The organism is Caulobacter sp. ErkDOM-C, from assembly GCF_048541825.1.
Classification (GTDB): Bacteria; Pseudomonadota; Alphaproteobacteria; order Caulobacterales; family Caulobacteraceae; genus Caulobacter.
Genome location: NZ_CP183332.1, coordinates 1,867,511 through 1,886,500, shown reverse-complemented (window position 1 = coordinate 1,886,500; position 18,990 = coordinate 1,867,511). Strand labels below are relative to the sequence as shown.

Below are 18,990 nucleotides of genomic sequence, written 5' to 3'. Positions count from 1 at the left end.
GCGATGTCGGAGACTCAGGAATAGACGAAGCTGGCCTCGTCCAGATCGATGGCTGGCAGCGCGTCCTTTTCCGCCCAGTAGTCCTGGGTGTGGCGCCATTCGGGCTTGTCGCCAGCCTTGGGCAGCAGGTGCATGCCGCGCATCAGATAGCCCGGATTGAAGTTCTCAGGATCGATCCAGCCCGACAGGGGCATGTCCTTGTCCTGTGGCCGCAGGGCGACCTCAATCTGTTTTGCGCCCCTTTCGTCCATGTGGGCCAGCAGGCGGCAGACAAAGTCGGCGATCAGGTCGGCGCGCAGGGTCCAGCTGGCGCGGAAATAGCCGAAAACCCAGACCATGTTGGGCACGCCGGTAAACATCATGCCGCGATAGGTGACGGTGTCGCCGAAGGTCAGGGGCTTGCCGTCGACGACGAAGTCGATGTCGCCCAGGACGTTCAGGTTGAAGCCCGTGGCGGTGACAATGATGTCGGCGTCGAGGGTTTCGCCCGATTTCAGCAGCAGTCCGGTGGGGGTGAAGCGCTCGATCTCGTCGGTGACCACCGAGGCCTTGCCCGAGGCAATGCCCTGGAACAGGTCGCCGTCCGGTACGAAGGCGATCCGCTGGCGCCAGGGGCGATAGCTGGGCGTGAAGTGCTTGGCGATGTCGAAGTCCTCGCCGAGGAAGGCCTTTACCCCCTCCAGCAGTTCGGCCTTGACGGCATCGGGCTCGGCGATGGCGCGATGGGTGAACATCTCCTGGTCGAACAGGGCCTTGCGACGGACGATCTCGTGGATCCAGGTCTCGTCGATCTGCAGTTCGCGCAGGGTGTTTGCCAGGTCGTTCTCGTTGCGTCCGGGCACGAAATAGGTGGGCGAGCGCTGCAGAAGGGTAACGTGGTCGCAGTCCCCGGCGATGGCGGGCACCAGGGTCGCGGCGGTAGCGCCCGAGCCGATGACCACGACCTTCTTGCCCTTGTAGTCGAGGTTCTCAGGCCATTCCTGCGGGTGGATGATCTGGCCCTTGTAGTCGCTCATGCCGGGCCACTGCGGCGTGTAGCCCTGCAGTTGGCGATAGTAGCCCTGGCACATCCACAGGAAGTTGGTGGTGAAGCGCTGGACCGCCCCGTCGCTGCGGGTGACCTCCAAGGTCCACAGCTTGTCCTGACTGGACCAGCTGGCGCGGGTGATCTTGTGGCCATAGCGGATGTGGCGGGCCAGATCGTTGTCCTCGATCACCTCGCCCATATATTTAAGGATCTCGGCGGCGCTGGCGATCGGCGGTCCGACCCAGGGCTTGAAGCGGTAGCCGAAGGTGTAGAGGTCGCTGTCGGAGCGGATGCCGGGATAGGTATGGCTGCGCCAGGTGCCCCCGAAGTCACCCAGGGCCTCCAGAACCACGAAACGAGCGCCCGGGCGCTGCTTGGTCAGATGGTAGGCTCCACCGACCCCGGATATGCCGGCCCCGACGACGATCACGTCGAAATGTTCGGTCGAGGACTGTTGCGGCGCTCTCTCGAGCGTGGAGGTGTCCGTCATGCGCGTCTTCCCTGGGCGGAGGACGTTGAGGTCCGCCGCGTGCCCTCGCCAAAGTCGACGCCTCTTCGGGCGTCTAACTGAACGCAGTAAACCTACACGCTGCCGCGAGGTTTGATCGGGATCAAGCGACTTGTTGTGACAGGCGTGCTGGGCGCGCAGTCAGGGTGCGTGTCGGGCTGTGCGGACTGTGGCGATCAGGCGGCCGAAAAGATCAGCTGGAGGCCCGGCGGACGTCGGCGGTGACGGTGTCGACCCGGGTCCAGATCTGCGACTTGCAGAGCATTTTCCCCAGCACGCAGCCCTTGGCGCGCAGGGTGCGGGCGTCAATGAACTCGGCCGTGCCCGACAGCGTGACCTTCAGGGTCGGCACGAAGACCTTGCCGCGCATCGAGCCGTTGCCGACGGGTTCAAAGTCGCGCAGCAGCTGCTGGCCGATCAGGGTGTCGTAGCCGCTCTTGCGGGCGTCGGCCTGGGCCTTGGGGCTTGCATAGACCACCACGCCGCAGGTGCTGGTCCCGCAGCCCTTGATCTCGACCCGGACATTGTCCTTGGGGTTGCGCCAGATGCCATAGCCCTCGCCGGCCGCATGGGCCGGGGCGGACGCAAGACCAACGAGCGCTGCTAGCGCGACAAAGAAAAGCTTGAGCTTACGCATGACGAAAAGGTGACGCCTCCAGAGGGTGTGATCTGAGGTCAAAGCGTCAGGTTATCAAGGGGGTGTGGCGTTTCAGACGCTACACAAGGTGTAACAGTGGATTTCAGGTTACAATCCTTCCGCCGGCTCGCTGGCCGGCGCAAGGCCATGGTCCAGCCGCTGTCGTCGCGTCGCCGTTGACATCGCGGTCGCCGCGCGGCAGGTCCAGCGGCAATGAAGGGCGAGGGCGGTTGTGCCTCGCATGGGAGGATATCGCGCATGGATTTCGCACTCAGCGACGACCAGATCGCCATCCAGGACGCCGCGCGCGCCTTTGCCGGGGGACAGCTTGCCCCGCATTCGGCGGAATGGGACGAGAAGAGACACTTCCCGGTCGATGTGATGCGCCAGGCCGCCGAGTTGGGTTTCGCGGGCATCTATGTGCAGGAAGACGTCGGCGGCACAGGTCTCAGCCGCCTGGACGCCTCGATCATTTTCGAGGCGCTGTCCTACGGCGACGTGCCCACTGCCGCCTATCTGACCATCCACAACATGGCCTCGTGGATGATCGACCGGTTCGGATCCGAGGATCTGCGCCAGCGGTATCTGCCGCGCCTGACGACCATGGAGCTGATCGCCAGCTACTGCCTGACCGAGCCGGGTTCGGGCTCTGATGCTTCAAGCATGCGCACCAGCGCCAGGCTTGAGGGCGACCACTACGTGCTGAACGGCGGCAAGGCCTTCATCTCGGGTGGTGGCGTGTCGGACGTCTATGTGGTCATGGCCCGCACCGGCGGCGACGGCGCCAAGGGCGTTTCGGCCTTTGTGGTCGAGAAGGGGACGCCGGGCCTCACCTTCGGCGCCAACGAGCGCAAAATGGGCTGGAACAGCCAGCCGACGGCGGCCGTGAACTTTGACGATTGCCGGGTGCCGGTCGCCAACCGCATCGGCCAGGAAGGCGAGGGCTTCCGGTTCGCCATGATGGGTCTGGACGGCGGGCGCCTGAACATCGCCTCCTGCTCGCTGGGGGGCGCGCAACTGGCGCTGGATACGGCCAAGGCCTATCTCGAAACCCGCAATCAGTTCGGCAAGCCGCTCAAGGATTTCCAGGCCCTGCAGTTCAAGCTGGCCGACATGGCCACCGAGCTGGAAGCCGCCCGCCTGATGGTGCGCCGCGCGGCCCACGCCCTGGACAACAGGGACCCGCAGGCCACCAAGCTGTGCGCGATGGCCAAGCGCTTCGCCACCGACGCCGGCTTCCAGGTGGCCAACGACGCGTTGCAGCTGCACGGCGGCTACGGCTATCTGCAGGACTATCCGCTGGAGCGCATCGTCCGCGACCTGCGGGTGCACCAGATCCTGGAAGGCACGAACGAGATCATGCGCGTGATCATAGCGCGTGAGATCTTTCGGCAGTAGAGCCACGCCAGCCCTTCGCCGAACCGGGATTCCAACGTGATCTATCTCTGCCGCCACGGCCAGACCGAGTGGAACCGTGAAGGACGCCTGCAGGGGCGCACGGAATCCGATCTCACCGCGCTGGGGCGGTTGCAGGCGGAGGCGATGGCCGATCTGCTGTTCGATCTGGTCGCGCGCGAGCCTTCTGCGGCCTGGACTTTGGTCGCCAGCCCCCTGCGCCGGGCGCGGATGACGGCCGAGGCCATCGGTCGGCGTCTGGGCTTGCCGCTTGCGTTCGACGAGCGTCTGCTGGAGATCGATGTCGGCGAATGGTCGGGCCGTTTGCGCGACGAGGTTCGGGGCGAAAACCCGCATCTGGCCGGAGATGACGCCTGGGGGTTCCTGGCTCCTGGCGGCGAGACGTATGAGGGAATGATGGCGCGCATCGCCGACTGGCTCGGCGATCAAGCCCCCGAGCCCGAGCGCCGGCTGATCGTGGTCAGCCACGGCGTTGCCGGCCGCTTGCTGCGCGGGGCCTATGCCGGACTGTTGCGCGAAAAGACCCTGGCCCAGGACGTGCCGCAGGACGCCCTTTACCGTCTGGCCGCCGGTCAGATTGATCGCCTGGACTGCGCACCCATCGAGGAACCCGCATGCTGAACGATACGGCCGAAATCATTGTCCGCGTTCATAAAAACGTCGGCCGGATCACGCTCAACAGACCCAAGGCGCTGCACGCCCTGACGCTGGGGATGTGCGAGACCATGATCGAAACCCTGCTGGAATGGCAGGCCGATCCCGAGATCGACATGGTCATGATCGACCATACCGGCGAGCGCGGCTTCTGCGCCGGTGGTGACATCCGTATGCTGGCGGAAAGCGGGGCAGGCGACGGCGTCGCGGCGCGGCAGTTCTTCCACACCGAGTATCGGCTCAATCATCTGCTCTTCACCTATGACCGTCCGGTCGTGGCGATCATGGACGGGGTGGTGATGGGCGGCGGTGTCGGCATCTCGATGCCGGCCCACTACCGGATCGCTACCGAGCGCACGACCTTCGCCATGCCCGAAACCGGCATCGGCCTGTTCCCCGATGTCGGGGGCGGCTGGTACCTGCCGCGCCTGCCGGGCAAGGCTGGACTGTGGCTGGCCCTGACCGGGGCGCGGATCAAGGGCGCGGACTGCCTGCGCCTGGGCATCGCCACCCACTTCGTCGAGTTCGGCGCGATCGAGGGCCTGAAGAAGGCGATCATCGCCGATCACCGCCGCGTCGACGAGATCCTGAAGATGTTCCGGGCCGACGCGGGCAAGGCGCCGCTGGCCAGCATCGAGCAGGACCTCAACCGCCTGTTCGTCGGGGGCAGCGTTGAAGAGATCTTCGAGTTCCTGGAAATGGACTCCAGCGACTGGGGCAAGGCCCAGCTGGCCGCCCTGAAAACCAAGTCGCCCCAGACCCTGAAGGTGGCCTTCCGGCAGCTGGAGCTGGGCGAAAGCGCCGAGGACTTCGCCGAGCATATGGCGATGGAGTATCGCATCGGCGCCCGGGTCGTTCAGAGGCACGACTTCATCGAGGGCGTTCGGGCCGTGATCATCGACAAGGACAATGCGCCCCAATGGGCGCCGGCTACACTGGAAGGTGTGACCGAAGCGATGCTCGACGAGATTTTCGCGCCGCTTGCGCCGGAAGACGAATGGACGCCGCTGACGTAAGGGACGTCCTGCGCTAACCTAAGCGCAACAAGAACACTACCGGTCGGAAGGAATGCCATGCGTAAGCCGCTTCTCAGTCTCGTCGCCGTGCTCGGTCTCGCCGCGTGCGCCACGACGCCCATGGGACCGCCGCCTCCGCCTCCGCCGCCCTCGGGCCCTGTCGCCGTGGCGATTCCGGCCAATATCGCCGCCGCCATTTCCGATCCCGCCCGCCCGGCCGCCGACATGGTCCGCGACGCTGACCGCCTGCCGGGCGAGGTCCTGACCTTCGCCGGCGTCAAGACCGGCGCCAAGGTCGCCGACCTGATCCCGGGCGGCGGCTATTTTACCCGTATCTTCGCCAAGGCCGTGGGTCCCAAGGGCAAGGTCTACGCCTATGTGCCCGACGAACTGACCAAGCTGGCCAAGCGCGAGCCGGCGGTGAACGCCATCGCCCGCGACCCGGCCTACAAGAACGTGACGGTGCTGCTGAACACGCTGCCGAACTTCTCGGGTCCCGAGAAGCTGGATCTGGTGTTCACTGCCCAAAACTATCACGACATGCACAACAAGTTCATGGGGCCGGCCGATCTGGGCGCTGTGAACCGCGCCGTCTTCCGCTCGCTGAAGCCGGGCGGGGTCTATCTGGTCATCGACCATTCGGCCGAGGCGGGCTCAGGCCTGCGCGACACTGAAACCCTGCACCGTATCGATTCGGCGGCGGTGAGATCTGAAGTGACGGCTGCGGGCTTCGTCTTCGAGGGCGAGAGCAGGGTGCTGCGCGACCCGGCCGACAAGCGCACCGCCAGCGTCTTCGACCCGTCGATCCGCGGCAAGACCGACCAGTTCGTCTACAAGTTCCGCAAGCCCGCCAGCGCGCGATAGAGGCCGGCAAACATCCGAGTTTCAACGATAAGAACCGCGCCCATGAGGCGCGGTTCGCATTTGGGAGCAGCAGCATGACCCGCATCGCCTTCATCGGTCTGGGCAATATGGGCGGCGGCATGGCCGCCAACCAGGCCCGGGCCCAGCATCAGGTCAGGGCGTTCGACCTGTCGCCGCAGGCCATCGAGCGGGCCGTAGCGGCGGGCTGCCATGCGGCGGGCTCGGTCGCCGAAGCCGTGGCCGACGCCGAGGTGGTGATCACCATGCTGCCGGCCGGATCCCATGTGCGCAGCGTCTATGGCGAGCAGATCCTGGCCCATGCGCCGAAGTCCGCCCTGCTGCTCGACTGCTCGACGATCGACGTCGAGAGCGCCCGGGCTGTGGCCGGCCAGGCCGCTGCCGCCGGCTTCCGATTCGCTGACGCGCCCGTTTCGGGCGGGGTTATGGCCGCCGAGGCCGGCACCCTGGCCTTCATGGTCGGATGCGACGCCGCTGATTTCGTCGCGGTCGAGGCGGCGCTGGCGCCGATGTCGCGCGTCACCATCCACGCTGGAGCGCACGGAGCAGGGCAGGCGGCCAAGATCTGCAACAACATGCTGCTGGGCGTGTCGATGCTCGGAACCTGCGAGGCCTTCGCCTTGGCCGAGAAGCTGGGCCTGGCCGCCGACCGATTCTTCGAGATCGCCAGCAAGTCGTCGGGCCAGTGCTGGTCTGTCTCGACCTATTGCCCCGTACCCGGTGTGGGTCCCGCCACGCCTGCCGACCGCCAGTACGAAGGCGGCTTTGCCACGGCGATGATGCTGAAAGATCTCAAGCTGGCCCAAGAAGCTGCCGCCAAGGCGGGCGCTTCGACGCCCATGGGCGCCCAGGCTGAGGCGCTTTACGCCCTGTTCGAGGCCAACGGTTTTGGGAGCAAGGATTTTTCGGCAGTGATCCAGATGCTGCGCGGCCGCCTCGCCGAACTTGGCTGAGGCCAGCTTGACCTGGATCAATGTGACAAAAAGCCTGTTTCCTAACCATAAGTAATCGTCCCTATGTGGACAGTGGCGGCCCGTGCGTGCGAAACGCGATGTATCGATAAGGGACCGACGGTCCGGCGGTCTTGTCCGTCTGGCGGTCGAGTAAGAAGACCATGGACTATAAATCTGCGTTCCGCTCCGCGATCGGCCAGATCCGTGAAGAAGGCCGCTATCGGGTTTTTGCGGACCTGAAACGACACCGCGGCGCCTTCCCGCGCGCGACCTGGACCGGTCCTGACGGCGGCGAGAGCGACGTCGTGGTCTGGTGCAGCAACGACTATCTGGGCCAAGGTCAAAACCCGATCGTGCTGGACGCCATGCACGCCGCGATCGACCAGCATGGCTCAGGCTCGGGCGGCACCCGCAACATTTCCGGCACCAATCATCACCATGTCGAGCTGGAGGCGGAGCTCGCCGACCTGCACGGCAAGGACGCAGCGCTGCTGTTCACCTCGGGCTATGTCTCGAACGAAGCCAGCCTGAGCGTGCTCTACAAGATCCTGCCGGGTCTGATCATCTTCTCCGACGAGCAGAACCACGCCTCGATGATCGCCGGTATCCGCAACGGCGGCGGCAAGCGTCACATCTTCCGCCACAACGACCTGGTCCATCTGGAAGAGCTGCTGGCGGCCGCGCCGGTCGATGCGCCCAAGCTGGTGGCGTTCGAGAGCGTCTATTCGATGGATGGCGATATCGCCGATGTCGGCGCGACGGCGGCCCTGGCCAAGAAGTACGGCGCGATGACCTATCTGGACGAGGTCCACGCGGTCGGCATGTACGGCCAGCGCGGCGGCGGCGTCGCCGAGCGCGACGGCGTCATGGACCAGATCGACATCATCGAAGGCACCCTGGGCAAGGCCTTCGGCGTCATGGGTGGCTACATCACCGGTGATGTCGAAGTGGTCGACGCCATCCGCCTCATGGCTTCGGGCTTCATCTTCACCACCTCGCTTCCGCCGGCCCTGACGGCCGGGGCCCTGGCCAGCGTCAAGTGGCTCAAGCAGCATCCCGAGGTGCGTGAAATGCACCAGGAGCGCGCCCAGACCCTGAAGGCCATGTTCAAGGCCGCCGGTCTGCCTGTGATGGAAAACGACAGCCACATCGTTCCCGTGATGGTGGGCGACCCCAACCACACCAAGCTGATCAGCGACATGCTGCTGGCCGAGCACGGCGTTTATGTGCAGCCGATCAACTATCCGACCGTGCCACGCGGCACCGAACGCCTGCGTTTCACGCCGACGCCGTTCCATACCGACGACATGATGCGCAAGCTGGTCGGGGCGATGGAACAGCTGTGGGCGCACTGCAATGTGGCCCGCATGGGCGGCTTCGCCGCCTGACCGGGTCAGGCGGGGGCTAGAGCCCCCGCCGCACGCCCTTGCCCAGACCGATCTGCTTGGCGAACGCCGAACGCCGCGCCGCATAGGCGGGGGCGACCATGGGATAGTCGGCAGGAAGACCCCATTTCCGGCGGTACTCCTCTGGGCTCATATTGTAATGCGAGCCAAGGTAACGCTTGAGCATTTTCAGGCGTTTTCCGTCTTCCAGACAGACGATGTAGTCATGCTGGATAGAGCGGGAGACGGGAACGGCGGGCTTGGCCTTCTCGACGGCCCGCTGCGGCTGGCCGTCGTTGAGGGTCGACAGCGCTCCGTAGACGGTGCGGATCAGTTCGGGAATGAGCGACTGAGCGACGGTGTTCTGCCCCACATAAGCGGCCACGATATCGGCGCTGAGCGCCAGGAGGTCGGGCGATTGTCCGTCGTTGAAGCCTGCAGCCACACTTTGCGCCGTCATCGGTGATCGCCTCTCGATTGTTGCAGTCTTCGGGCTGGGGCGCACTCATCACCCCGGCAGGCGACGAACGTGCAGCATTCTCCGAGGTTCCGAGATTGATCGCGGCGCGAAGGCCGCTACATAGGGCGTCACTGACTCCCCGCAGTGTCTGGAGACCGCCCATGACCGCTCACGCTAACCTGACCGCCTTCTTCGGCGCGGACCTCGCCACGGCCGACCGCGACATCTTTGATCGGATCGGCCTGGAGCTGGGGCGTCAGCAAAGCCAGATTGAGCTGATCGCCTCGGAAAACATCGTTTCCAGGGCCGTCCTGGAGGCGCAGGGTTCGATCCTGACCAACAAGTACGCCGAGGGCTATCCGGGCAAGCGCTACTACGGCGGCTGCGAGTTCGTTGACGAGATCGAACTGATCGCCATCGAGCGCGCCAAGCAGCTGTTCGGCGCCGGCTTCGCCAACGTCCAGCCGCATTCGGGCTCGCAGGCCAACCAAGCGGTGTTCATGGCCCTGCTGCAGCCGGGCGACTGCTTCCTGGGCATGGACCTCGCCGCCGGCGGCCATTTGACGCACGGCAGCCCAGCCAACCAGTCGGGCAAGTGGTTCAAGCCGGTGACCTATTCGGTGCGCCAGCAGGACCATCTGATCGATTATGACAGCGTCGCCGAGGTGGCGCTGCGCGAGAAGCCCAAGCTGATCATTGCCGGCGGCAGCGCCTACAGCCGCGAGATCGATTTTGCCCGGTTCCGCCAGATCGCTGACAGTGTCGGCGCCTATCTGATGGTCGACATGGCCCACTTTGCGGGCCTCGTCGCTGGGGGCGCCTATCCCAGCCCGATCCCGCACGCCCACATCGTGACGACCACCACCCACAAGACCCTGCGCGGTCCCCGGGGCGGTCTGGTGCTGACCAATGACGAAGCGATCATCAAGAAGGTCAATTCGGCGGTTTTCCCTGGCCTGCAGGGCGGTCCGCTGGAGCATGTCATCGCCGCCAAGGCCGTGGCCTTTGGTGAAGCGCTGCGTCCGGAGTTCAAGGCCTACGCCAAACAGGTGATCGCCAATGCACGGGCCCTGGCCGAGGCCCTGGGCAAATCCGGCGTGAACATTGTCTCCGGCGGCACCGATAGCCACCTGATGCTGGTGGATCTGCGGCCCAAGGGCGTGACGGGGCGAGATGCCGAACATAGCCTCGAGCGCGCCAACATGACCTGCAACAAGAACGGCGTGCCGTTCGACACCGCGCCCTTCACCATCACCTCGGGCATCCGGCTGGGCACCCCCGCCGGCACCACCCGGGGCTTTGGCGAGGCCGAGTTCACCCGGGTCGGTGAGCTGATCGGCGAGGTGGTCAACGGCCTGTCGGCCAACGGCGCTGAGGGCAATGGCGCCGTCGAGGCCAAGGTGCGCGAGGAAGTGCTGGCCTTGACGGCGCGCTTCCCGATCTACAACTAATAGACTCGATTGAGCCAGGGAGGGCCAGATCATGCGCTGCCCTTTCTGTGGCCACGCCGAAAGCCAGGTCAAGGACAGCCGCCCGTCGGAAGACGGCGCGGCTATCCGGCGTCGTCGCGCCTGTCCCGAATGCGGTGGACGGTTCACGACCTTTGAGCGGGTCCAACTGCGCGAACTGACGATTCTCAAGCGGTCGGGGCGGCGCTCGCCGTTCGATCGCGAGAAGCTGGTCCGGTCGATTGCCCTGGCGACCCAGAAGCGTCCCGTTGAGGCCGAACGCGTGGATCGAATGATCAACGGTATCGTCCGGCAGCTGGAAAGCATGGGCGAGACCGAGCTTCCGTCCTCAACCGTGGGCGAAATGGTCATGAAGGCGCTGAAGGCCCTCGATGACGTAGCCTATGTCCGATACGCGTCGGTCTATCGCGATTTCAAGGAAACTAGCGATTTTGCAAAGTTTCTGGGCGAAGAAGGCCTGAGCGACGTCGCGGACGAAGAAGTATAGGCGCATTCTGTAACGATTGCGGCTGAGTCTGTTGGCGACGCGCCGGCGCCGCCCAGGAGTTCGAGTTAGATGATTGAAGAGAAGATCCGCCTGCTGATCGTGGAGGGCCGCAGCTATTCGGGCATCTCCGACGAACTGCTGCGCGGAGCGGCGCAGGCGATCGAGGCCTATGGCGCGGACTATGACGTCATCACCGTCTCCAGCGCCCTGCAGATTCCCGGCGCCGTGGCGATGGCGGAAGAGGCCGGCAATCGTCCTGTCGGTGTGCGCTATGACGGCTTTGTCGCCCTGGGCTGCTTGATCCGCGGCGAGACCTATCATTTCGAGATCGTCGCCAACGAGACGGCGCGCGGTCTGCAGGACCTTTGCATCGGCAAGCGCCTGGCCATTGGCTATGGCGTGCTGACGGTCGACGAGGAAGATCAGGCCTGGACGCGCGCCAGGGTCAGCGAAGGCGATCGTGGCGGCGCGGCCGCCAAGGCCTGCCTCGAGACCGTCTCCCTCAAGCGCCGACTGCTGGGGCAGACCCGATGAGCAAGAACCGGATTCAACCGCGGTCGGTGGCCCGGCTGGCCGCCGTTCAGGCGCTGTATCAGATGGAAGTCTCCGGCGTCGGCGTTGACGCTGTGGTTCGGGAATTCTCCGAGCACCGTTTCGATCGTGACGTGGACGGCCAGCAGATGGCTGCCGCCGACGAGACCTTCTTCGCCGAACTGGCCAAGGGCGTTGTGGCCAAGCAGGGCGAGGTCGATCAGGCCATCGTCAAGCGCTTGGCCTCGGGTTGGCGTCTGGAACGCCTGGACGCCACCGCGCGCGCGGTGCTGCGGGCCGGCGCTTACGAGCTGATCCATCGCCGCGATGTTCCCACCGAGGTCGTGATCGACGAGTATGTCGAGATCGCCAAATCGTTCTTCGAAGGACCGGAGGCCGGATTCATCAATGGCGCCCTCGACGCGATCGCACGCGATGCACGAACCTGACGCGGACGACGACTGGTTTTCGGATGACGGCCCGTCGGAACCGGCGGCTGCGCCGGCCAACGAGTTCGACCATATTGCCCGTCTTCTCCGCCCGCTGACGCGCGGCGACCCCGTCGCGCTCGACCTGATGGACGATGCGGCGGTCCTGCCCTCGCGCATCGACCACGATCTGGTGATCACCAAGGACACCATGGTCGCCGGGGTGCATTTCCTGGCCGGCGAGAATCTCGATCTGGTGGCCAAGCGGCTGCTGCGCACCAACCTGTCGGACCTGGCTGCCAAGGCGGCTGAACCGTATGGTTATTTCCTGTCGATTGGCTGGCCGTCGGGTACGACCATCGAGGATCGCGAGACCTTCGCGCTCGGCTTGGCCCAGGATGGCGAACTCTACGACATCAACCTGCTGGGTGGTGACACGGTCACCACCTCCGGCCCTCTGGTCGTTTCGGCGACTTTCTTGGGCTGGGTTCCCGCCGGCGATGCGGTGCTTCGGCGGGGCGCGCGGGTCGGCGACCGTCTGATGGTCAGCGGCACGATTGGCGACGGCTGGCTGGGCCTGCTGGCTCACTGGGGCGAGGTCGAGGATTTGGACGGCAGCCTGGTGAGCAGCTATCGTCTGCCGCCGCCGCGCCTGAGTATTCGCGACCCCCTGCGGGCCTATGCCCGTGCCGCCGCCGACGTTTCCGATGGCCTTCTGGCCGACGCCGCCCATGTGGCCAAGGCCAGCGGCTTGCGGGTCATGGTTGATCTGGACCGCCTGCCTCTGTCTCCAGGCGCCCGCAACTGGCTCAGCGCCCAGCCGGAAGCCGGCGAGGCGCGGATGTCGCTGGCGTCGGGCGGCGACGACTACGAAATTGTTTGCGCCGTCGATCCTACCGATGTCGCGGCCTTCCAGGCTGCCGCCATGGCTGCGGGCGTTCCCGTGCGCGACGTTGGCGAGTTCGTGGAAGGCGAGGGGATCTGCGCCCTGTTCAAGGGCAAGGATATCACCCCAGAGCGCCTCGGCTGGCTTCACGGGTAGTAAAACCTCAAGCCTTGGTGGGTATGGTCGGCGCATGATCGCTCGTTCCGCCCTCACGCGCCGCCTCCTGATCGCCACCGCCCTGCTGGTCGTGGCGAATCCCGCCTTGGCCAGTGGGCCGCCGAAAAAGAAGGAAGGCGAGGAGGCCGCGCCGGATCCGACGATCAAGCTTCAGCCCATCGCAATTCCGATCATCGTCGATGGCAAGCTGCTGAACTACATCTTCGTCAATATGACACTGAAGATGGCTCCGACCGTCCCTGTGACCGCGATGGAAGGGCAGGAGCCGCTGCTTCGCGACGCCGTCGTCAAGGCCGCCCACCGGACGCCGTTTACGGCGTCCGACACCTATAACGAGGTCGACACCGTCAAGTTCAAGGCTGTCGTGATGCGCGAGGCCGCGACCCTGGTCGGCAAGGGCAAGGTGGCTTCGGTCGAGATCACCAAGCAGATCGCGCGCAAGCAGATCTCGCATCCTTCCGGTCCCCGGCGCGCTGCGGCGCCGGCGTCGGGCGGTCATTCCGCTCCGGCAGCCGCCCACCACTAGTCCGCGTCGAACAATCGTTTCATCTACCCTGTGGCGCGCACGGCCACGGGTTGCGTACCCTTGTGCCATTTGGCACTGTCCAGGCCTTGGCGTGCTGTGCGCGTCAATTCAGGGAGCATCGAGGGGGCACGAGGCCATAAGGCCCACCCGTCTATCCGAACGACATCTTGATCATGATCAGGGCGTCCAAACCGGATCGGCGTACCCCTCGTGATTGGAAGCGCGAAGGGACAATATACGGATGAGTTCTTGGCTTATACTGGCCATAGCGGCCGGGCTGCTGGCGGTGCTGTATGGCGCCGTGCAGACGGCCAGCTTGATGCGGGCCTCGGCCGGCAATGCAAAGATGCAGGAGATCGCTGCTGCGATCCAGGAAGGTGCTCAGGCCTATCTGAAGCGCCAGTACACCACCATCGCCCTGGTCGGCGTCGTGGTCATCGCCCTGCTGACCTTCTTCTTCAAATCCTGGGAGCAGCCCGTCGGCTTCGCCCTGGGCGCCATCCTGTCGGGCGCCGCCGGCTTCGCCGGTATGCTGATCTCGGTCCGCGCCAATGTGCGCACCGCCCAGGCCGCGTCCGAGAGCCTGGCCAAGGGTCTGTCGATGGCCTTTACCTCCGGCGCTGTCACCGGCATGCTGGTGGCCGGCTTTGCCCTGATCGGCGTGGCGGGCTACTTCGCCCTGCTCACCGGCCCCGGCGGTTACGCCGGTACTGACCGGGTTGTGGTCGATTCGCTCGTTTCGCTGGGCTTCGGCGCCAGCCTGATCTCGATCTTCGCCCGCCTGGGTGGCGGCATCTTCACCAAGGGCGCCGACGTGGGCGGCGATCTGGTGGGCAAGGTTGAGGCCGGCATCCCGGAAGATGATCCCCGCAACGCCGCAACCATCGCCGACAACGTTGGCGACAATGTCGGCGACTGCGCCGGCATGGCCGCCGACCTGTTCGAAACCTATGCGGTGACCACCGTCGCCACCATGGTCCTGGCGGCGATCTTCTTCCGCGGCACCGAAGCGGTGACGGCGATGATGCTGCTGCCGCTGGCCATCTGTGCGGTCTGCATCGTCACCTCGATCATCGGCGTGTTCTTTGTCCGCCTGGGCAAGAGCCAGAACATCATGGGCGCCCTCTACAAGGGCCTCATCGTCACCGGCCTGCTGTCGATCCCGGCCGTCTGGTACGTGATCCACCAACTGGTCCCGGCCGCCGTCACCGTCGGCGAGCAGACCTTTGACGCCAACGCCCTGTTCTATTGCGGCCTGGCCGGTCTGGGCGTCACCGCCCTGATCGTGATGATCACCGAGTACTACACCGGGACCAATTTCCGCCCGGTGAAGTCGGTGGCTCAGGCCAGCGTCTCGGGTCACGGCACCAACGTGATCCAGGGTCTGGCCATGTCGCTGGAGTCCACGGCCCTGCCGGCCCTGACCATCATCGTCGGCATTATCGTGACCTATAATCTGGCGGGCCTGTTCGGCATCGCCATCGCCACCACCACCATGCTGTCTCTGGCCGGCTTCATTGTCGCCCTGGACGCCTTTGGTCCGGTCACCGACAACGCCGGCGGCATCGCCGAAATGGCCGGCCTGCCCAAGGAAGTCCGCGTCACCACCGATGCCCTCGACGCCGTGGGCAACACCACCAAGGCCGTCACCAAGGGCTACGCCATCGGTTCGGCCGGCCTTGGCGCTCTGGTGCTGTTCGCCGCCTATACCGAAGACCTGAAGTACTTCTCGGCCAATGCCGCGCCGGGCAGCTTCTTCGAGGGCATGGGTCCGGTGACCTTCGACCTGTCCAACCCCTATGTCGTCGTGGGCCTGCTGTTCGGGGGGCTGCTGCCCTTCCTGTTCGGCGGCATGTCGATGACCGCTGTGGGGCGTGCCGCCGAGGCCGTCGTCGCCGAGGTTCGTCGCCAGTTCCGCGAAAACCCGGGTATCATGACCTATGAGGTCAAGCCCGAGTACGGCAAGGCGGTCGACATTCTGACCAAGGCCGCGATCCGCGAAATGATCGTGCCCAGCCTGCTGCCGGTGGTTTCACCGGTGGTGCTGTTCTTCGCGATCCAGGCCATCGCCGGCAAGGTCAACGCCTTTGCCTCGCTGGGCGCCATGCTGATGGGCGTGATCGTCACCGGCCTGTTCGTCGCCATCTCGATGACCAGCGGCGGCGGCGCCTGGGACAACGCCAAGAAGGTGATCGAGGAAGGCTTCACCGACAAGGACGGCGTCCTGCACACCAAGGGTTCGGAGGCTCACAAGGCCGCCGTCACCGGCGACACCGTCGGGGACCCCTACAAGGACACCTCGGGTCCCGCCGTGAACCCGATGATCAAGATCACCAACATCGTGGCGCTGCTGCTGCTGGCGATCCTGGCCCACGGCGTCTGATCCACTGATACCGTAGACAAGACGAGGCCCCGGAGAGTGATCTCCGGGGCGTTTTCTGTTTTTTGCCTGCAGGCAGGCTTAGCCGCGGCGGCCGTCATAGTGACCATCACGGCCGTGATGGTCACGATCCTGGCGGTCGTGCTTCTGGACATAGATGCGCTGACTCAGGCGGTCGAAGCGGATGTCCAGGTCGCGGCGTTCCTGCATCGACAGGCCGCCGCCGCTGCGACGGTACCGGATCTCCAGGCGACCAAGGCTGCGAAACTCGCCGCGCAGGCGCTGGGCTTCCGAGCGGGTGATCTCGCCGCTACGGACACCTTGGTCGATGCGGCGGTCCAGATTGGCCTGGCGCTGGTTGACCGACTGCCAAGGCGCGGCCTGGGCGGCCAGTGGAGCCGCCGAAACGATGGCCAGGGCTGAGAGGGAAAGCAGGAGGCGTTTCATGGGGAGAACCTTTCGAAACGGGCGATCGCCGGGGAGTGCGATCTGATCCAGTCATAAAGCCACCCTCCGTCTGAATGTTCCCGGAGCCGCTCGTTATGTGGAGTTCATCCGTCGCGATCCATTCCCATCACGCCGATCGCCTAAGGCAAAGGCCGCCAGGATTGGATAGTGTCGTTTGCTCAAGGCTTGTTGGGGCGCGCTATTTCGGCAACGAACCGGAACGCACTTTGCCGGCTGGCGCCCTAGTAGACGTCCTCGGGATCGAACTCGTCCCCTTCGCCGGCCTCACCAGCCGCCAAGCGCCGTTCCTGGCCAGCGAACTCGTGGTCGATCCGGCGACGGCGGCAGGGGCCGAAATAGGCGCCCACGCGAACGAAGGGGCGGGGGTTGTTGATCACCTCGTTGAGGCGGTGCATCACCCCGCGCGCATTCAGCGGCTTGGCGAGGAACTCGGTGACCCCGGCCATGCGAGCGGCGTCAAGGCTGCGCTTGGTGGCGTGGCCTGTGATCATCACGATTGGAATATAGGGGCTTGGGCTGGCGGGGGATGTCCGGATCCACCTGATGAAAGCCAGGCCATCGACCGGCTGCATCATCAAATCCGTGAAAATGATATCGACTTCCCGGCCGGTCAGAAGGCGAAGCGCCTGAAGGCCATCCTCGGCTTCGTGAATAGCGCGGATGCCAAAGGATTTCAGGATCGCGCCCATGATTTTGCGCATGTTCGAGTTGTCGTCGACAATGAGCACGGACAACGAACTGAGGTTCATCCCGTTCACTCAACCCTCTCCAATCACCCAGCAATATGAATGCGTTGGACCCTGATGTCCCTAGCGATGAAGGTGCGCCAGCTCTGGTTTATGAAGTGTTTCAGGGCGCAATCTGAGTTCATGAAACCGTCATGAGCGCGCTTTGACTTTAAATCTCCTGGCAGAGATCTGTCGCGAGGGTAGATTGAATTTGCAGACTGTCGTGATGCGCGAAAAAAGGCCGCACTCTGCAAGGGCGCGGCCTTCTGAATATCGGCGGTGCTGTGACGCTTAGCGGCGGTCGCCGGGGCGGCTGCCGGGAACATTCTGATCGTCCTGGGGCAGCATGCCGCCACGACCGACGTTTCCGAGCAACTGCTCAAGGATGGTCATTTCGCGACCGCGGGTCGGGGTCTCCCGGCCGTTATAGGCGATGACCTTGCCGTCCTTCAGCGTGAAGGTATTGACCGAGGCGACCTTTTCGTCGGCCGGGTCGAACTTGATGGCGATGACGTCGCGCTTGATCACGCGCGGCATGTAGAAAGCTACCCGGTCCGTGGTCTGGGACACATAGTACCAGGTGTTCGGATCGAAGGTTGAAATGGTCGAGGGCGAGCCCAGCTTCTCCATCAGCGTGGATTTGCTGTCCTCGCCGACCTTCATGTCGGCCGGGCGGGCCTCGATGGCCTGGAAGCCGGAATAGCTCGTCAGCGGTGTGCAGCCGGCCATAACGGCGGACAGGCCGAGGGCGGCGGCGACAAAAACGGCGGGACGAAACATGTAGGCTCCGGAACCGGAAAAATGCTGGACTTTGACCTATCGCCCGCAGGGGCTTAGTTCAATGGCCCGCGTGGACCGGTAGCTCATCTAGTTCCGGGTCGCGGCGAAATAGAGGCGTTGAATGATTTTGGATCGGCTGCTGAAACCCAGGCCCGCCAAGGCCGCCGGGGCCAAGCTGTATGCATCGGCCGTCACGCAGGCGCGCTCAGCGCCTCTGTACGCAACGATGGGCGTTCGCGACTCGCTGGAAGGCCGGTTCGAACTTTTCACGCTACACGTCGTGCTTTTGCTCGAACGCTTGAAGGCTCAGGGTGATTTGGCCGCTGAAACCTCCCAGGCCGTGTTCGATGCCTATGTACGCGGTCTGGACGATGCTTTCCGCGAGATTGGCGTTTCGGATAACGCCGTCGGCAAGAAGATGAAGAAGCTGGCCGGCGCTTTCTATGGTCGCTTGAAGGCGTTCGACGAGGCCGCCGCCTCGCTGCCGGATCGCACCGCTCTGGGCGAAATGATCGGCCGCACGGTTCTGGAAGAGCGCGGCGAGGGCGACGCCGAAGCACTAACGGCCTATGTGGTCGCAGCGCGCGAAGGTTTGGCGACCCTGTCGTTGGACGCTCTGCTGCAAGGAGAGGCGCAATGGCCGAACCCGTGAATACGCCCTGGCCCTGTGAGGTTCCGTTGGCCCGCGTCGACCGCGGCGACATCAGCCTGCGCTTTGAGCCAGACGCCGATCAGCGCAAGGCCATCGCCAAGCAACTGGGTCTGGTGCGCCTGGAGGCGTTCTCGTCCGAGGTCTATCTGACCTCCTGGATGGATGGCGCCGAGGTCTCGGGGCGCCTGAGCGCCCGGGTGATCCAGGTTTGCAGTGTGACAGCCGACGACTTCGAGGAAGCCATCGAGGCGCGGTTCACGGTCCACGTGATCCCCGCTGACAGCGAGCACGCGCCGTCCGAAGAAGGCGGCGAGCTTGGGCTGGACCCCGAGGCCGACGACCCGCCGGATGTGCTGGAGGGCGATGTGATCGACGTGTCCGGCTATGTGCTGGAGCATCTGGCGCTTGAGCTGGATCCCTTCCCCCGCAAGCCGGGCGCGGTGTTCGAGAACCCGCTCCCGACGGCGGAAATCTCGCCCTTCGCCGCGCTCAAGGCGTTCAAACCCCAGGGCGATTCGGACTAAAGCGGTCCGACTCGCC

Annotated in this window: 21 protein-coding genes; 15 read left to right on the top strand and 6 right to left on the bottom strand. The window is 64.8% G+C overall.

The window, feature by feature from the left end; genetic code table 11:
* Positions 1 to 14: 14 nt before the first annotated feature.
* Together ACN2C8_RS09255 and ACN2C8_RS09250 are read right to left on the bottom strand one after the other, a co-directional pair.
* Positions 15 to 1,517, bottom strand: a complete 1,503-nt coding sequence (locus tag ACN2C8_RS09255) for a flavin-containing monooxygenase (protein ID WP_419255626.1) — start codon at positions 1,515 to 1,517, stop codon at positions 15 to 17.
* Between the two features lie 211 nt (positions 1,518 to 1,728).
* Entirely contained in the window at positions 1,729 to 2,172 is a 444-nt protein-coding gene (locus tag ACN2C8_RS09250; RefSeq protein WP_419255625.1) for a DUF2147 domain-containing protein, read from the bottom strand.
* 213 nt (positions 2,173 to 2,385) lie between these two features.
* On the opposite strand from ACN2C8_RS09250, the gene ACN2C8_RS09245 reads away from it, so the two are divergent.
* The 6 genes from ACN2C8_RS09245 to hemA all read left to right on the top strand — a co-directional run bounded on the left by ACN2C8_RS09245 (position 2,386) and on the right by hemA (position 8,481).
* A complete protein-coding gene (locus tag ACN2C8_RS09245) occupies positions 2,386 to 3,570 on the top strand; it encodes an isobutyryl-CoA dehydrogenase (RefSeq protein WP_419255624.1) in 1,185 nt (394 codons plus the stop codon).
* Between the two features lie 36 nt (positions 3,571 to 3,606).
* Complete coding sequence (locus ACN2C8_RS09240; protein ID WP_419255623.1) at positions 3,607 to 4,209, top strand: histidine phosphatase family protein; 603 nt, start codon at positions 3,607 to 3,609, stop codon at positions 4,207 to 4,209.
* The gene (locus ACN2C8_RS09235; protein WP_419255622.1) at positions 4,203 to 5,258 is read left to right on the top strand and encodes an enoyl-CoA hydratase/isomerase family protein; all 1,056 of its coding nucleotides are present in this window, start codon (positions 4,203 to 4,205) and stop codon (positions 5,256 to 5,258) included. The genes ACN2C8_RS09240 and ACN2C8_RS09235 overlap by 7 nt, the downstream gene beginning before the upstream one ends.
* A 57-nt stretch (positions 5,259 to 5,315) precedes the next feature.
* Positions 5,316 to 6,122, top strand: coding sequence for a class I SAM-dependent methyltransferase (locus ACN2C8_RS09230; RefSeq protein WP_419255621.1), 807 nt, complete (start codon positions 5,316 to 5,318; stop codon positions 6,120 to 6,122).
* A 74-nt stretch (positions 6,123 to 6,196) separates the two neighbouring features.
* Entirely contained in the window at positions 6,197 to 7,093 is an 897-nt protein-coding gene (mmsB, locus tag ACN2C8_RS09225; protein WP_419262239.1) for a 3-hydroxyisobutyrate dehydrogenase, read from the top strand.
* Between the two features lie 161 nt (positions 7,094 to 7,254).
* Positions 7,255 to 8,481 carry a 5-aminolevulinate synthase gene (gene hemA, locus ACN2C8_RS09220; protein WP_419255620.1) on the top strand — a complete coding sequence of 409 codons (1,227 nt, stop codon included), beginning with the start codon at positions 7,255 to 7,257 and terminating at the stop codon, positions 8,479 to 8,481.
* A 16-nt stretch (positions 8,482 to 8,497) separates the two neighbouring features.
* Here the strand turns inward: hemA and ACN2C8_RS09215 are convergent, their stop codons facing one another.
* Positions 8,498 to 8,938 (bottom strand): MucR family transcriptional regulator, encoded by a 441-nt coding sequence (locus ACN2C8_RS09215; protein ID WP_419255619.1) that lies wholly within the window; start codon positions 8,936 to 8,938, stop codon positions 8,498 to 8,500.
* A 161-nt stretch (positions 8,939 to 9,099) separates the two neighbouring features.
* Between ACN2C8_RS09215 and glyA the strand changes: the two genes are divergently transcribed.
* From glyA to ACN2C8_RS09180, 7 genes are all read left to right on the top strand, one after another.
* Positions 9,100 to 10,389: a serine hydroxymethyltransferase gene (gene glyA, locus ACN2C8_RS09210; RefSeq protein WP_419255618.1), complete on the top strand. Its 1,290-nt coding sequence runs from the start codon at positions 9,100 to 9,102 to the stop codon at positions 10,387 to 10,389.
* A 31-nt stretch (positions 10,390 to 10,420) separates the two neighbouring features.
* Entirely contained in the window at positions 10,421 to 10,894 is a 474-nt protein-coding gene (gene nrdR, locus ACN2C8_RS09205; RefSeq protein WP_419255617.1) for a transcriptional regulator NrdR, read from the top strand.
* A 69-nt stretch (positions 10,895 to 10,963) separates the two neighbouring features.
* Positions 10,964 to 11,428: a 6,7-dimethyl-8-ribityllumazine synthase gene (locus ACN2C8_RS09200; RefSeq protein ID WP_419255616.1), complete on the top strand. Its 465-nt coding sequence runs from the start codon at positions 10,964 to 10,966 to the stop codon at positions 11,426 to 11,428.
* A complete protein-coding gene (nusB, locus tag ACN2C8_RS09195; RefSeq protein ID WP_419255615.1) occupies positions 11,425 to 11,874 on the top strand; it encodes a transcription antitermination factor NusB in 450 nt (149 codons plus the stop codon). Before ACN2C8_RS09200 ends, nusB begins: the two co-directional genes overlap by 4 nt.
* Entirely contained in the window at positions 11,834 to 12,895 is a 1,062-nt protein-coding gene (gene thiL, locus ACN2C8_RS09190) for a thiamine-phosphate kinase (RefSeq protein WP_419255614.1), read from the top strand. The genes nusB and thiL overlap by 41 nt, the downstream gene beginning before the upstream one ends.
* 34 nt (positions 12,896 to 12,929) lie before the next feature.
* On the top strand, positions 12,930 to 13,442 hold the full coding sequence (locus ACN2C8_RS09185) for a hypothetical protein (protein ID WP_419255613.1): 513 nt from the start codon (positions 12,930 to 12,932) through the stop codon (positions 13,440 to 13,442).
* A gap of 241 nt (positions 13,443 to 13,683) precedes the next feature.
* Positions 13,684 to 15,825, top strand: coding sequence for a sodium-translocating pyrophosphatase (locus ACN2C8_RS09180; protein ID WP_419255612.1), 2,142 nt, complete (start codon positions 13,684 to 13,686; stop codon positions 15,823 to 15,825).
* A 78-nt stretch (positions 15,826 to 15,903) separates the two neighbouring features.
* On the opposite strand, the gene ACN2C8_RS09175 is transcribed toward ACN2C8_RS09180, so the two are convergent.
* From ACN2C8_RS09175 to ACN2C8_RS09165, 3 genes are all read right to left on the bottom strand, one after another.
* Positions 15,904 to 16,269 carry a hypothetical protein gene (locus tag ACN2C8_RS09175; RefSeq protein WP_419255611.1) on the bottom strand — a complete coding sequence of 122 codons (366 nt, stop codon included), beginning with the start codon at positions 16,267 to 16,269 and terminating at the stop codon, positions 15,904 to 15,906.
* A 242-nt stretch (positions 16,270 to 16,511) separates the two neighbouring features.
* A complete protein-coding gene (locus ACN2C8_RS09170) occupies positions 16,512 to 17,048 on the bottom strand; it encodes a response regulator (protein ID WP_419255610.1) in 537 nt (178 codons plus the stop codon).
* Positions 17,049 to 17,309: 261 nt separating this feature from the next.
* On the bottom strand, positions 17,310 to 17,798 hold the full coding sequence (locus ACN2C8_RS09165; RefSeq protein WP_419255609.1) for an outer membrane protein assembly factor BamE: 489 nt from the start codon (positions 17,796 to 17,798) through the stop codon (positions 17,310 to 17,312).
* A gap of 121 nt (positions 17,799 to 17,919) precedes the next feature.
* Between ACN2C8_RS09165 and ACN2C8_RS09160 the strand changes: the two genes are divergently transcribed.
* Positions 17,920 to 18,450 carry a ubiquinol-cytochrome C chaperone family protein gene (locus ACN2C8_RS09160; protein ID WP_419255608.1) on the top strand — a complete coding sequence of 177 codons (531 nt, stop codon included), beginning with the start codon at positions 17,920 to 17,922 and terminating at the stop codon, positions 18,448 to 18,450.
* Entirely contained in the window at positions 18,435 to 18,974 is a 540-nt protein-coding gene (locus ACN2C8_RS09155) for a YceD family protein (protein WP_419255607.1), read from the top strand. Before ACN2C8_RS09160 ends, ACN2C8_RS09155 begins: the two co-directional genes overlap by 16 nt.
* Positions 18,975 to 18,990: the final 16 nt, after the last annotated feature.